The organism is Allobosea sp. TAB14, from assembly GCF_052113865.1.
GTDB classification, from domain to species: domain Bacteria; phylum Pseudomonadota; class Alphaproteobacteria; order Rhizobiales; family Beijerinckiaceae; genus Allobosea; species Allobosea spartocytisi.
In genome coordinates this window covers 39,666-52,506 of sequence record NZ_JBFRDQ010000008.1, presented here as the reverse complement: position 1 = coordinate 52,506, position 12,841 = coordinate 39,666, and the positions used below count along the sequence as shown (strand labels likewise).

Genomic DNA, 12,841 nt, shown 5'->3' with positions numbered 1-12,841 from the left:
GTCCAGATCCTGCTCTCGATCCTCGCCCCGATGGCGGCGGCGCTGATCCAGATGGCGATCTCGCGCTCGCGCGAATACGAGGCGGACCGCCTCGGCGGCGAAATCGCCGGCAATCCCATCTGGCTCGCCGACGCGCTCGCCAAGATCGCGGCCGGCGTCCAGCACATTCCCAGCGAGACAGCCGAGGCCAGGCCTGCTACGGCGCACATGTTCATCATCAATCCCTTGACCGGCGGCGGCATGGATAATCTCTTCTCGACCCATCCCGACACCGGCAATCGCATCGCCGCGCTGATGGAGCAGGCCCGCGCCATGGGCCTCGGCCGCGCCCCGGCGGCGCCGAGCTTCACCGGCCAGGCCTCCGGCAGCCCCTGGGGTTCCGCGCCGCGCCAGCCCGGCCCCTGGGGCTGAGACATGGCCGATCGCATCCCACCCCGCCGCGGGCCGCAGCCGCCTGCGGCCGCTCCCGAATCCGACGCGCCTGGCCTGCCGGCACGCCGGCTCGCCGCGACCGTGATCGACGAGGTGCTGCGCGCCCGCGTCGCACTCGACGAGACGCTGGATCGCCTCGTCCCGGATTCCGGGCTCGACGCCGCCGATGCCGGGCTTGCCCGCGCCATCGCGGTCACCGCCTTCCGCCGGCTCGGCACCATCCAGCACGCCATCAACGAGCGGCTGGAACGCGGCAGCCCACGTCATTCCGGCCTGTTCGAGCCGATCCTGGCCGCGGCCGCGGCCCAGATCCTCTTCCTCGACGTGCCCGACCATGCCGCCGTCGACCTCGCCATCCGCCATCTGCACGAGGATCCGCGCTCGGCCCGCTACACCGCGCTCGGCAACGCGCTGCTGCGCCGTGTCGTGCGCGAGCGCGACGCGATCCTCGCCGATGCCGAGGCCAACCCCTTCCGCGACACGCCGGATTGGCTCGCCGCGAGCTGGCGCGCCGCCTATGGTGAGGAGGCCGCCACCGCGATCGCGCTGAGCCATCGCGAGGAGCCGCCGCTCGACGTCACCGCCAAGGCCGATCCGGCTGCCTGGGCCGAGAAGCTCGGCGGCATCCTGCTGCCGACAGGCTCGATCCGCCTGCGCGAGCGGCAGGCCATCGCGACCTTGCCGGGATATCAGGAAGGCGCCTGGTGGGTGCAGGACGCCGCTGCCGCCCTGCCGGTGAAGCTGATTTCGCCGGCGCCGGGCGAGCGCATCGCCGATCTCTGCGCCGCGCCGGGCGGGAAGACGGCCCAGATCGCGGCGGCCGRCGCCCAGGTCACGGCACTCGACCGCTCCGGGCCGCGCCTGCGCCGTCTCAGGGCCAATCTCGAGCGCCTCGGCCTCACGGCCGAGATCGTGACGGCCGATGCCACGAGCTGGCAGGCGGAACCCTTCGATGCCGTCCTGCTCGACGCGCCCTGCAGCGCCACCGGCACGATCCGCCGCCATCCCGACGTCGCCTGGACCAAGTCGGAGGAGGATCGCGACCGGCTCGTCGCCCTGCAGGCCAAGCTGCTCGATGCCGCCGCCGCCCTGACGAAACCCGGCGGCCAGCTCGTCTACTGCACCTGCTCGCTGGAGCCGGAGGAGGGCGAGGCGCAGATTTCGGCCTTCCTTACGCGTCATCCCCAGTTTCGTCGCGCCGGCGCGAGCCCTGCCGAAATCGGCGGTTTGGACGCCGTCATCGACGCAAACGGCGATATCCGCACCTTGCCGCAGCATTTGCCCGGGGAAACGCCGCGCCTGTCGGGATGGGCGGGATTTTACGCAAGTCGCCTGATCAGGCTATGACGGAAGCGGGATTCGCGCGGTGGGGACGCCGCGCCTCTTCCGGCATGGTCTGCGCGGCCTCGAGCTGCGCCGGGAACGGAGCTTTCGGGGGATTTGAGCGCCTGGTCTGAGCGTCGGGGATTGGCCCAGGCCGCGATCGGACGGGCGGCGCGGCGCACCCGTGGCCAGCTCGTCGGCGCGACGCGCAGGCTCTGGCCCTTCGGTCGCAAGCCCTCCTCCCGCCTGCTCTTCGCCCCGCACGACCTGCGCACGGCCGACCCGACCACGGCCGGCGATTTCTACGCGGGCTACTACGCCTTCGCCGGCCGCACCGTCCGCACACACGGCGAATCGCCCTTCGACATCGCGCCGCCGACCGAGGCCTGGGCCGAGGCGCTCTACGGCTTCGGCTGGCTGCGCCATATGCGTGCCGCCGACACCGCCATCGCCCGCGCCAACGCCCGCAGTCTGGTCGAGGATTTCATTGCCCGGCGCCGCGACCGCAACGATATCGCGCGCCGGCCCGCCGTGGCCGCGCGCCGGCTGATTTCCCTGCTCTCCCACTCGCCGCTCCTGCTGGAAGGCGCCGATCACGCCTTCTACGAGCGCTTCCTGCGCCATGTCTCGCGGCTGACCGACCGGGTCAGCCTCGCGCTCGCCGGCGCGGTCGAGGGGGCCGACCGGATCAACGGGCTGATCGCCATCACCCTCGCCGCCATCTGCCTGGACGGTCAGGATGCCCGCCGCAAGCGGGCGGAGACCTTGCTCTCCGACGAGCTCGACGACCAGATCCTGCCCGATGGCGGCCATCTCTCGCGCAATCCGCGCCTGCTGATCGACTTCCTGCTCGACCTCCTGCCGCTGCGGGAAACCTTCGCCGCCCGTGGGCTGGAGCCGCCGCGCGGCCTGCTGACCGCGATCGAGCGGATGATGCCGCATCTGCGCCTGTTCCGGCACGGCGACGGCGCGCTGGCCCTGTTCAACGGTATGGGCACGACCCCGCCGGACCTGATGGCGACGCTTGCCGCCTATGACGACGCGCGCGGGCGCCCGACCGAACACGCCGCCTATTCCGGCTACAGCCGGCTCTCCGCCGAGCGCAGCGTCGTGATCGTCGATGCCGGCGCGCCGCCGCGCGGTGGCTATTCCACCGAGGCCCATGCCGGCTGCCTCGCCTTCGAATTCTCCAGCGGCGCGCAACGCATCATCGTCAATTGCGGCGCGAGCCGCTTCGGCCCGCTCGAGCTTCGGCTGGCGGCGCGCAGCACCGCCGCCCATTCGACCCTCGTGCTCGAAGATCGCTCCAGCGCGAATTTCGGCATGGTGCTCGGCGAGATGCGGGTCGTCTCCGGTCCGGCCGATGTCCGCGTCGCCCGGCAGGACGGCGCGGATGGGCCGGAATGGGTCGCCAGCCATGACGGCTATCGCCGCATCGGCGCGACCCATACCCGCCGCCTGCTGCTCGCCCGCGACGGTGCCTCGCTGGGCGGCGAGGATGAGGTGGCTCTGACCGGCACGCAGACGGCCCTGCCCGCCGCGGCCCGCTTCCATCTGCATCCGCATGTCCGCGCCAGCCTCGTCCGCGAGGGCACCGGCGCCCTGCTCGCGCTGGCTTCAGGCGAGGTCTGGAGCTTCGAGGCCGGCGGCCTGACCATCTCGATCGAGGAAAGCCTCTTCCTCGCCGCTGCCGATGGCCGCCGCAAGACCGAGCAGCTCGTCGTCCTCTTCGATGCTGTCGCGACGCCACGGATCGCCTGGCGGCTCAGCCGCATCAGCGCCCCCAATCCCCGCGCCGGCCAGACGCTCGCCGCGGCCCTCGCGGAGCGACAGGGAACCCTGATCGATCCCGATCCCGAAGCGTAACGTTCCGGAGAGGATTTTTTGCCTTTCGCGGCGCAGCATGATAGCTCGCGCGCGTCTGCCTAAACAGTCGATTGCCTGCTCCTGTCATTACAGCCGGACCTGATCCCGATGCCGAATGAGCTTCGCCGCGTCGAACGCGCGCTCCTTTCCGTTTCCGACAAGACGGGCCTGATCGATTTCGCGCGCGCCCTCCACAAGCTCGGCATCGCGCTGGTCTCGACCGGTGGCACTGCCAAGGCCATCGCCGAGGCCGGACTGCCCGTCAGCGACGTCTCCGATCTCACCGGCTTCCCCGAGATGATGGACGGCCGGGTCAAAACGCTGCATCCCAAGGTCCATGGCGGCCTGCTCGCCATCCGCTCGCATCCCGAGCACCAGGCCTCGATGATCGGCCACGGCATCCAGCCGATCGACCTGCTCGTCGTGAACCTCTACCCCTTCGAGGCGACGGTCGCGGCTGGCAAGGCCTATGACGACTGCATCGAGAACATCGACATCGGCGGGCCCGCGATGATCCGCGCCGCCGCCAAGAACCATCACGACGTCGCCGTCGTGGTCGAGGCGGCCGATTATCCCTCCGTCCTCGCCGATCTCGAGGCGCAGAAGGGCGCGACCACGCTGACCTTGCGCCGCAAGCTCGCCCAGAAGGCCTATGCCCGCACCGCGGCTTACGACGCCGCGATCTCGAACTGGTTCGCCAATGAGCTCGGCGACACCGGCCCGGCCTTCCGCGCGCTCGGCGGCGCGCTCGCCGAAACCATGCGCTATGGCGAGAACCCGCATCAATGGGCGGCCTTCTACCGCACGCCGGAGAACCGCCCGGGCGTCTCGACCGCCCGCCAGGTCCAGGGCAAGCAGCTCTCCTACAACAACATCAACGACACCGACGCCGCCTTCGAATGCGTCGCCGAGTTCGATCCCGCGGCTTCGGCCGCCTGCGTCATCGTCAAGCACGCCAATCCCTGCGGCGTCGCGGCCGGCGGCTCGCTGCTCGAGGCCTATGAACTTGCCTTGCGCTGCGATCCCGTCTCCGCCTTCGGCGGCATCGTCGCGCTGAACCGCAGGCTCGACGCCGAGGCTGCGAAGAAGATCGTCGAGGTCTTCACCGAGGTCATCATCGCGCCCGATGCCGACGAGGAGGCGATCGCCCTGATCGCCGCCAAGAAGAACCTGCGCCTGCTGCTGACCGGCGGCCTGCCGGATGTCCGCGCGCCGGGCCTGTCGCTGCGCACCGTCGCTGGCGGCTTCCTCGCCCAGTCGCGCGACAATGCCGTCGTCGACGACATGGAGCTCAAGGTCGTGACCAAGCGCCAGCCGAGCGAGCGCGAGCTCGCCGATCTGCGCTTCGCCTTCCGCGTCGCCAAGCACGTCAAGTCGAACGCGATCGTCTATGCGAAGGATCTCGCCACGGTCGGCATCGGYGCCGGCCAGATGAGCCGCGTCGATTCCTCGCGCATCGCCGCCTGGAAGGCGGCCGAGGCAGCGAAGGCCGCCGGCCTGCCCGAGAGCCTCGCCAAGGGTTCGGTCGTCRCCTCCGACGCCTTCTTCCCCTTCGCCGACGGCCTGCTCGCGGCGGCGGAAGCCGGCGCCACGGCGGTGATCCAGCCCGGCGGCTCGATGCGTGACGACCTCGTCATCCAGGCGGCGGACGAAGCCGGCCTCGCCATGGTCTTCACCGGGCACCGCCACTTCCGCCATTGACGGCGGAGCGGGCCGCAGGACAGGCTACCCCTGTCGAAGCCTTCCAGAATCCAGCGCTGTCATCCCGGGCGAAGCGAAGCGCAGACTCGGGATCCAGGCCTGAACCTCTCTCGGAAGCGCTCCGGCATGGATCCCGGGTCGGCGCCGCTTAGCGGCTGGTCCGGGATGACGGCGCGCTTGGGATCGACGGTTGGGCGAGGCATGAGATGATGCGAAATCCCAAGCCCGGCGCGCTGCTCAGGGAGCGCGTCGAACACCAGCATGCGCGAGTCTCCTACGTCGAGCTCTTCTTCGACCTCGTCTTCGTCTTCGCGATCACGCAGATCTCGCACACGCTGCTCGAGCATTTCAGCGTGCTCGGGCTGGCCCAGGCCGCCTTCCTGCTCGGTGCCGTCTGGTGGATCTGGATCTATACGAGCTGGGTGACGAACTGGCTCGACCCCGAACGCCCGCCAGTCCGGATCCTGCTCTTCGTCCTGATGTTCCTCGGGCTGGTGATGTCCTGCGCGCTGCCCGAGGCCTTCGGCGCGACCGGCCTCGCCTTCGCCGGCGCCTATGTCACGGCCCAGCTCGTCCGCTCGGTCTTCACGACGGTGAGCCTCAGGGACGCCTCGCCCGCAAACTACCGCAACTTCCAGCGCATCACGATCTGGCTGGTCTGCTCGGGCATCTTCTGGATCGCCGGCGGCTTGAGCGAAGGCCCGTTGCGCTTCGTGCTCTGGCTGATCGCGCTCGGCATCGAATATGTCGGCCCCGCCGTCGGCTTCCGGGTGCTGGGCCTCGGCCGCTCGCTGACCAGCGACTGGAACGTCGAAGGCGGCCATCTCGCCGAGCGCTGCGCCCTCTTCATCATCATCGCGCTCGGTGAATCCGTCATCATGACCGGCGCGACCGCAGCAAAACTGCCGCCAACAGCCGTCAATCTCACCGCCTTCCTCAATGCCTTCCTGAGCACGGTCGCGATGTGGTGGGTCTATTTCCATATCGGCGCCGAGCGGGCGAGCCAGCATATCGCCCATTCGGAAGACCCCGGCCGGATCGCGCGGATTGCCTATACCTATCTCCACGTCCTGCTGGTCGCCGGTATCATCCTCGTTGCCGTCGGCGACGAACTGGTGATCGCGCATCCCACCGGCCATACCGACGGCAGAACGGCGATCGCAGTACTCGCCGGCCCGGCCTTCTATCTGCTCGGGAATCTGCTGTTCAAACGGATCACGGCCGGCTGGTATCCCCTCTCCCATCTCGTCGGCCTCGGCCTGCTCGCGGTGCTCACCCCGGCCTGGACCGTGCTGCCGCCGCTCGGATTCAGCCTGGCCGCGACCGCGATCCTGATCCTGGTTGCGGCCTGGGAAGCGATCTCGCTGCGGGCGAAGGAAGCCTGACCTATGCATACCATCAAGGTCATCGGCATCGGCTTCGCGCTGCTCGGCATCCTGCTTGTCCTGGCGCCGCGCCTTTCGATCTCGGCGGGGAGGCCGATTCCCTTCGCGGTGAAGCTGTTCCTGCCGCTCTGGTTCGCAGGTGCGCTGATCAATCTCTGGATCGGCGTTGCTCGGGCAGGCTATACCGTGATGGAGGAAGCGCCGATCTTCCTCATCGTCTTCGGCGTGCCGGCCATCGCCAGCTTGCTGATCCTGTGGCTGACCTCGCGAATTGCCCGATGAGCCTCGAATCCGTCCGCGCCTTCTTCGCCGAGCACGCTCCCGACATCGCCGTCATCGTGACGGCTGAGAGCAGCGCCACCGTCCCGCTCGCCGCTGCCGCTCATGGCGTCGAGCCCGGCCAGATCGCAAAGACGCTCTCGCTGCGCATCGGCGACGAAGTGGTGCTGGTCGTCACCCGCGGGGACGCCAGGCTCGACAACAGGAAGGCCAAGGCCGCGCTCGGCGGCAAGCCGCGCATGCTCGGACAGGACGAGGTCGAGGCGCTGACCGGCCATCCTGTCGGCGGCGTCTGCCCCTTCGGGCTCGCCACGCCGCTCAAGGTCTATTGCGACATCTCGCTCAAGGCCTTCGACATCGTCGTGCCGGCCGCAGGCTCGACCCATAGCGCGCTGCGCATCACCCCACAGCGCATGGCCGAGCTGACGCAGGCCGAATGGGTCGATGTCTGCCAGGAAGCAGCGCAGGCGGCAGCGGCAGAGTAGAACTCAGCCCTTGGTCCGCGCGATCAGCTCCATCGCAGCGGCCGGATTGCGGACCTTGTCGCCGCTGATGACATAGAGAAACACGTCACGCTTCTCGACCTTGGCCGGTGGGCCAATGGATTCCAGCCCCTCCGGCACACCGCCTTCCGCCCAGACCCGCGCGGCCTTGGTCCAGCGCGCGAGACCCGCTTCGGAATAGCCCTTCGGCTCGGCCTCCTTCGTCCCCATGATTCGCGCATAGACGAAAGGCGCGGTCACATCGGCGATCTGAGTGTAGTCGGCATCGGCCGAAGTGATCGCAGCGACGCCGTATTCGCGCAGCAGCGCGATGAAGTCAGGCGTCCGGAAGCTGTCATGCCGCACTTCGACCGCATGACGCAGCCTGATACCGTCCAGTTCCTTGGGCAGCAGCTTGAGGAAGGCTTCGAAATCTTCGCGATCGAATTTCTTCGTCGGCATGAACTGCCAGTTGATCGGGCCGAGCTTGTGCCTGAGTTCGGTCAGCCCGCTGGTCAGGAATTTCTCGACCGAAGGCCCGGCCTCGGCCAGGACGCGCCGGTTCGTGCAGAAGCGCGAGCCCTTGAGCGCGAAGACGAAATCGTCAGGCGTCTCCTCGCGCCATTTGGCGAAGCTCTCCGGCTTCTGCGAGCCGTAATAGGTGCCGTTGATCTCGATGGAAGTCAGCTTGCTCGCGGCATATTCGAGTTCGCGCTTCTGCGGCAGGCCGTCCGGGTAGAAAGCCCCGCGCCAGGGCTCGAAGACCCAGCCGCCAATGCCGATATGGATCGCTCCCGCTGCGTTCGCCATGGTGTTCCTCCGAAGATGAGCGATTTTGCCTGCGACAGCGGGAGCGCGCCACCCGCTTTCGGACCAGAGCGGATGCTAAGGCGCCAGGCGCGCCAAAGCTGTCAGGATCGGGGGCGTCTATGGACACCGTCGAGGGACGAGCCATGATCGCTTCATCGCGGATTGGAGCCTTCCGGATGCCGAATGAGGCGGATCGCATCAACCGACATGTCGGCGCTCGGCTCGCGCCGCTGCGGCCTGACGGGCGACACAGGTGTCAACGTGGCGGGGTCAGTTCCATCGAATAATTGGCATCCAAATGCTTGAGGTAGAGGCTGAACAGCTGCGCCTGGGTGGAGATGTTCAGCTTTTCATAAGCATTCTTGCGGTGCGTCTTCACTGTCGCCAGCGAAATACCGAGTTGGGCGGCTATCGATTCCGATGAGTATCCGCGAAGGACGAACTCCAGCACTTGGCGCTCACGCACGCTGATCTTGCCTTCTCCGAACGCGGCCGGTCCGGCCGAGCTCGTCCGCTGTTCCGAGAGATCATCGCTGGCTCGATTGCGGCGCCAATAGCTGCCAAAGCAAGCGGTCAAGAGGGCCAGCTCGTCCTCGATCGCAATGAGGTCCGCGTCGCTGAAGTCGCCGTTGCTGCGGTAGCGGTATAGCGCGAACTCGACCGTCTCGTCTGGCCCGAGCTGGATGGCGACGTCGATCTCAGACAGACCTTCCGGCCAATCGCGTGTCACATAGCCGATTTCTTCGTTGCTCGTGACCTTGATCCGGTAGTCATTATAGAACTCGCTTTGGAAGAATATATCGGGCGCGAGGTCGCGAATGCGATAGACGCCCGAGGCCAGTCCGTTTCGTTGCGCCTGGAAGAATGGGTTTAGCGCATAGGTCTTTTGCAGATATTCGCGGATGCCCTGCTTGGCCTTGCCGCCCACGAAGTTATCGAAGACGTAGATCGGCGCGAGCTCGCGCCGGTGCACGAAGATCGTCGCGGCATCGAATGCGACACGCTCGCCGAGATGGCTGACCAGCGCTTCTGGAAAATTGCTTCGGTCGATCGCCGTTACGAGCCGGGCCGCACGGTCGTTCATATCCCGCATACGTCTCCATCCGCTCTGCCGACGCTATCCCTCTCTGGGAGGATAGGCGAGATCGAGCCGCTGTCACTAAGAAGCAAGCACGAACGCAAGCCAACCACAGCGGATGACGCACATGAAATATGCACGCATGGTCATCGAGAAGGAAGCACCGGAGGAGTACGGCTACGACCGGATCCGCTTCAACCTTTCGGAAAGCTCGATCCGCGACCAGAGCCTGCACGAGCTCGGCGCCACCTTCCCGGACCTGACGCTGTTCTACGGAGAACATCGCGGCGAGGCGAGGCTGCGCGAGCTGGTCGCGGGACAGGGCGCGGGGCTGACGCCTGACGATATTCTCATCACGGCCGGCGCGGCCGGCGCGCTTTTCATCATCGCCACGACGCTTCTGTCGCGTGAGGACCATCTCGTCGTTGTGCGCCCGAACTACGCGACGAACATCGAGACGCCCAAGGCGATCGGCTGCGAGATCAGCTATATCGACCTGTCCTTCGAGGACGGCTTCGCACTCGACATTGCGCGCGTCGCGGCCGCGATCCGGCCCAATACACGCTATGTCAGCATCACCTGCCCGCATAATCCGACCGGCACCCTGATGCCGGAAGCCGATCTTCGTCGCCTGATCGCGCTCGTCGAGGAGAAGGGCTGCCGCCTCCTCGTCGATGAGACCTATCGCGACCTGTCCTATGGCGAGCAGTTGCCGATCGCAGCCAGCCTGAGCAAGAGCGTGATCAGCGTTTCGTCCCTGTCCAAGGCGTACGGCATCCCGGGCATCCGCATCGGCTGGATCGTCACGCGCGATCCGGCGCTCTACGAGACCTTCCTCGCCGCCAAGGAGCAGATCGGCATCTGCGGCAGCGTCGTCGACGAGTGGCTCGCGCGCACGATGCTGGAAAAGCGCGACGCCTTCCTGGACGCGCTTTCGCCGGTCATGCACCGCCGGCTCGACATCATGCGGGACTGGGCGAAGAACGATCCGCTCATCGAGTGGGTCGAGCCCAAGGGCGGCGTCGTCTGCTTCCCGCGCATGAATGTCGGCGCCGATTTCGACTTCGACGCCTTCTACAAGACTCTGCTGGAGAAGCACGGCACCTATGTCGGGCCCGGTCATTGGTTCGAGATGCCGCGCAGCCATTTCCGGATCGGCTTCCTGTGGCCGCTCGAAGAGGAACTGCGTGGCGGCCTGGCGGCCATCTCGGCCGCCATCCGGGAGACGGCCCCCGGCCTCGTCGCCGCGGCCTGAGAGCCCGACGGCTCGCTGTTCAGGCCACCATCGCCCGCGCCATGGTGGCCAGGACCTCCTCGTGCAGCGTCGGGGTCGCGCTGGCGACGAAACGCGTGCCGGAGGTCAGCCCGAGCGGTCTGCTCTCCCAGTCGCTGATCGCGCCGCCCGCCGCACGGATGATCGGGACGAGCGCGCAATAGTCGAACGGATCATGCCCGCCCTCGATGCCGATGTGGAGCGCACCGCTGGCGAGCCGGGCATAGCCATAGCAGCCCGCGCCATAGACGCACCAGGCGACACCCGATCGCACGGCCGCCACCCCGCGACGCTCCCTGTCGTCATAGGGCTCGGGGCTGGAGGTGAACAGCAGGCTCCCTGACAGGGTGCTGCGCTTGGCGGTCGTCACAACCACGCCGTTACGCAGCGCGGGGCTGCCGTCGGCGGCGCTCCAGCGCTCGCCGGTCATGGGATGGTCGATGATGCCGAGCACGGGCATGCCGTTTCGCGTGAGCGCGATCAGCGTCCCGTAGAGCGGAATTCCGGCGATGAATTGCTTGGTTCCGTCGATCGGATCCAGAACCCAGACCCACTCGCTGTCGAGATTCGTGGGCGCGAACTCCTCGCCGAGAATGCCGTGYTCGGGATACTCGGCTGCGATCGCCGCGCGCAGGGCCGTCTCGATCTCGCGATCGATCGCCGTCACCGGACTGGCGTCGCCCTTGGTGTCGAAAGCGCGGTTCTCGCCCGCGACACGTCGCAGGATCGCGCCGCTGCAATCGGCGAGGCGGTGGGCGAAGGGCAGGAAGTCGGCAGGGTGGGCTTGGGCTGACATGGACGATCTCGCTGGGCGAAAGGCGGTCACCGCTGCGCATAACGACCCAGCCGCGCCTCCAGGCGCGAGACCAGCGTCTGCATCAGGAAGGTCAGGGCCAGATAGATCAGCGCGGCCGCGATGAAGATCTCGTAGGGGGCGAAGGTCTCGGCGACGATAGAGCGGGCGACACCCGTGACATCGAGCAGCGTGACCGTGCTGGCGAGCGCGGTCGATTTCATCAGGCTGACGACCTCGTTGCCATAGGTCGGCAGGCAAAGGCGGGTGACGATCGGCACCGTGACCAGGCGCAGATGGTGGAAGCGGCTCAGGCCCAGCGCCCATGACGCCTCCTTCAGCCCCTTGCCGATGCCCAGCATGCCGCCGCGGATGATCTCGGCGACATAGGCGCCGTTGTTCAGCGACAGCGCCAGGCACATGCACCAGAACGGCTCGCGCAGGAACGGCCACCACGGCCCGCTGCGCACGAACTCTGCCTGCGGCAAGCCGAAATAGATCACGAAGAGCTGCACCAGCAGCGGCGTGCCGCGGAAGAAATAGACATAAGCCTCGGCCGGCCAGCGCAGAAAGCGCGTGGTTCGCGCCCAGCTCGTGACGATGGCGATCGCGAGGCCGGAGACCAGCGAGATGCCGAGCAGCTGAAGGGTCATTCCGAGCCCCGCCAGCAGCTGCGGGAAACTCGTCAGCATGAGCGCGATGTCGAAGCTCATCGCGAGACCGTCATGAAATGGTTGGCTCGGCGCTCAAGATGACCCGTACCCAGGGTGATGATCGTCGTGAAGCCGAGATAGATCAGCGCGACCGCGAAATACATGGCGAAGGGCATGGAGTTGGTCGAGGCGGCCATGTCGGCGGTAAACATGATTTCCTGCAGACCGATCACCGAGATCAGGGCCGTGTCCTTGACCAGCGAGTTCATGTGATTTCCGAAGCTCGGCAAGGCGAGGCGCCACATCTGCGGCAGGCGGATCAGGAAGAAGACCTGCAAGCGCCTGAGACCCAACGCCTGCGCGGCCTCGACTTGCCCGCGATCGACGCCGAGAAAGGCGCCGCGGAAGGTCTCGGTGGCGGCCGCTCCGACGATCAGGCTGATGGCGAAGGCACCGGCCCAGAAGGGCGAGAGATCGACAAAGCGGGTCTGCGGCCAGACGAGCTTTACCAGCGCCGTCAGGGTCACAGCCGAGCCGAAATAGATCAGCAACAGCAAGAGGAATTCCGGCGTGCCGCGGAAAACCACCGTGTAGGCATTAGCGGCGGCCTTCGCGGCGCGATTACCCGACAGCTTGGCGCTTGCCCCCAGCAGCCCCCAGATCACGGTCAGGACGAGCGAGACCAGGAAGACGAGGAGGATGACCAGTGTGCCTTGCATGAAGGCCCCGCTCCAGCGCCAGAGCTCCTCGAACATGGTGATCCTCT

General features: G+C 67.3%; 13 protein-coding genes. 8 read left to right on the top strand and 5 right to left on the bottom strand.

Annotation, left to right across the window (positions count from 1 at the left end):
- The 7 genes from AB4Y99_RS02450 to AB4Y99_RS02420 all read left to right on the top strand — a co-directional run.
- Positions 1-411: M48 family metalloprotease (locus AB4Y99_RS02450; RefSeq protein WP_441522231.1), on the top strand; the 411-nt coding region annotated here is incomplete at its 5' end.
- Between the two features lie 3 nt (positions 412-414).
- Positions 415-1,779 carry an RsmB/NOP family class I SAM-dependent RNA methyltransferase gene (locus AB4Y99_RS02445; protein ID WP_441522230.1) on the top strand — a complete coding sequence of 455 codons (1,365 nt, stop codon included), beginning with the start codon at positions 415-417 and terminating at the stop codon, positions 1,777-1,779.
- A gap of 93 nt (positions 1,780-1,872) precedes the next feature.
- Positions 1,873-3,621 (top strand): heparinase II/III family protein, encoded by a 1,749-nt coding sequence (locus AB4Y99_RS02440; RefSeq protein ID WP_441522229.1) that lies wholly within the window; start codon positions 1,873-1,875, stop codon positions 3,619-3,621.
- A 108-nt stretch (positions 3,622-3,729) separates the two neighbouring features.
- Positions 3,730-5,322: a bifunctional phosphoribosylaminoimidazolecarboxamide formyltransferase/IMP cyclohydrolase gene (gene purH / locus AB4Y99_RS02435; RefSeq protein ID WP_441522228.1), complete on the top strand. Its 1,593-nt coding sequence runs from the start codon at positions 3,730-3,732 to the stop codon at positions 5,320-5,322.
- Positions 5,323-5,531: 209 nt separating this feature from the next.
- Positions 5,532-6,707 (top strand): low temperature requirement protein A, encoded by a 1,176-nt coding sequence (locus tag AB4Y99_RS02430; RefSeq protein WP_441522232.1) that lies wholly within the window; start codon positions 5,532-5,534, stop codon positions 6,705-6,707.
- A 3-nt stretch (positions 6,708-6,710) separates the two neighbouring features.
- Positions 6,711-6,989, top strand: coding sequence for a hypothetical protein (locus tag AB4Y99_RS02425; RefSeq protein WP_038362717.1), 279 nt, complete (start codon positions 6,711-6,713; stop codon positions 6,987-6,989).
- On the top strand, positions 6,986-7,471 hold the full coding sequence (locus AB4Y99_RS02420; RefSeq protein ID WP_113254326.1) for a YbaK/EbsC family protein: 486 nt from the start codon (positions 6,986-6,988) through the stop codon (positions 7,469-7,471). The genes AB4Y99_RS02425 and AB4Y99_RS02420 overlap by 4 nt, the downstream gene beginning before the upstream one ends.
- 3 nt (positions 7,472-7,474) lie before the next feature.
- Here AB4Y99_RS02420 and AB4Y99_RS02415 read toward each other — a convergent pair whose 3' ends face one another.
- Together AB4Y99_RS02415 and AB4Y99_RS02410 are read right to left on the bottom strand one after the other, a co-directional pair.
- Complete coding sequence (locus AB4Y99_RS02415; protein ID WP_441522227.1) at positions 7,475-8,278, bottom strand: DUF72 domain-containing protein; 804 nt, start codon at positions 8,276-8,278, stop codon at positions 7,475-7,477.
- 256 nt (positions 8,279-8,534) lie between these two features.
- On the bottom strand, positions 8,535-9,362 hold the full coding sequence (locus AB4Y99_RS02410; protein ID WP_441522226.1) for a LuxR family transcriptional regulator: 828 nt from the start codon (positions 9,360-9,362) through the stop codon (positions 8,535-8,537).
- A 121-nt stretch (positions 9,363-9,483) separates the two neighbouring features.
- Between AB4Y99_RS02410 and AB4Y99_RS02405 the strand changes: the two genes are divergently transcribed.
- Entirely contained in the window at positions 9,484-10,611 is a 1,128-nt protein-coding gene (locus tag AB4Y99_RS02405) for an aminotransferase class I/II-fold pyridoxal phosphate-dependent enzyme (RefSeq protein ID WP_113254323.1), read from the top strand.
- 19 nt (positions 10,612-10,630) lie between these two features.
- Here the strand turns inward: AB4Y99_RS02405 and AB4Y99_RS02400 are convergent, their stop codons facing one another.
- The 3 genes from AB4Y99_RS02400 to AB4Y99_RS02390 are packed head-to-tail and all read right to left on the bottom strand — an operon-like array spanning position 10,631 to position 12,830.
- Positions 10,631-11,425, bottom strand: a complete 795-nt coding sequence (locus tag AB4Y99_RS02400) for an inositol monophosphatase family protein (protein ID WP_441522225.1) — start codon at positions 11,423-11,425, stop codon at positions 10,631-10,633.
- 26 nt (positions 11,426-11,451) lie between these two features.
- On the bottom strand, positions 11,452-12,135 hold the full coding sequence (locus AB4Y99_RS02395) for an ABC transporter permease (RefSeq protein ID WP_113254321.1): 684 nt from the start codon (positions 12,133-12,135) through the stop codon (positions 11,452-11,454).
- Positions 12,132-12,830 (bottom strand): ABC transporter permease, encoded by a 699-nt coding sequence (locus AB4Y99_RS02390; RefSeq protein ID WP_112761630.1) that lies wholly within the window; start codon positions 12,828-12,830, stop codon positions 12,132-12,134. The genes AB4Y99_RS02395 and AB4Y99_RS02390 overlap by 4 nt, the downstream gene beginning before the upstream one ends.
- Positions 12,831-12,841: the final 11 nt, after the last annotated feature.

What these genes read in the sequence shown, in the direction of transcription:
- AB4Y99_RS02430 (WP_441522232.1), top strand. Translation starts at nt 5,532, where the DNA reads ATGCGAAATCCCAAGCCCGGCGCGCTGCTCAGGGAGCGCGTCGAACAC.
- AB4Y99_RS02425 (WP_038362717.1), top strand. Translation starts at nt 6,711, where the DNA reads ATGCATACCATCAAGGTCATCGGCATCGGCTTCGCGCTGCTCGGCATC.
- AB4Y99_RS02420 (WP_113254326.1), top strand. Translation starts at nt 6,986, where the DNA reads ATGAGCCTCGAATCCGTCCGCGCCTTCTTCGCCGAGCACGCTCCCGAC.
- AB4Y99_RS02415 (WP_441522227.1), bottom strand. Translation starts at nt 8,278, where the DNA reads ATGGCGAACGCAGCGGGAGCGATCCATATCGGCATTGGCGGCTGGGTC.
- AB4Y99_RS02410 (WP_441522226.1), bottom strand. Translation starts at nt 9,362, where the DNA reads ATGAACGACCGTGCGGCCCGGCTCGTAACGGCGATCGACCGAAGCAAT.
- AB4Y99_RS02405 (WP_113254323.1), top strand. Translation starts at nt 9,484, where the DNA reads ATGAAATATGCACGCATGGTCATCGAGAAGGAAGCACCGGAGGAGTAC.
- AB4Y99_RS02395 (WP_113254321.1), bottom strand. Translation starts at nt 12,135, where the DNA reads ATGAGCTTCGACATCGCGCTCATGCTGACGAGTTTCCCGCAGCTGCTG.
- AB4Y99_RS02390 (WP_112761630.1), bottom strand. Translation starts at nt 12,830, where the DNA reads ATGTTCGAGGAGCTCTGGCGCTGGAGCGGGGCCTTCATGCAAGGCACA.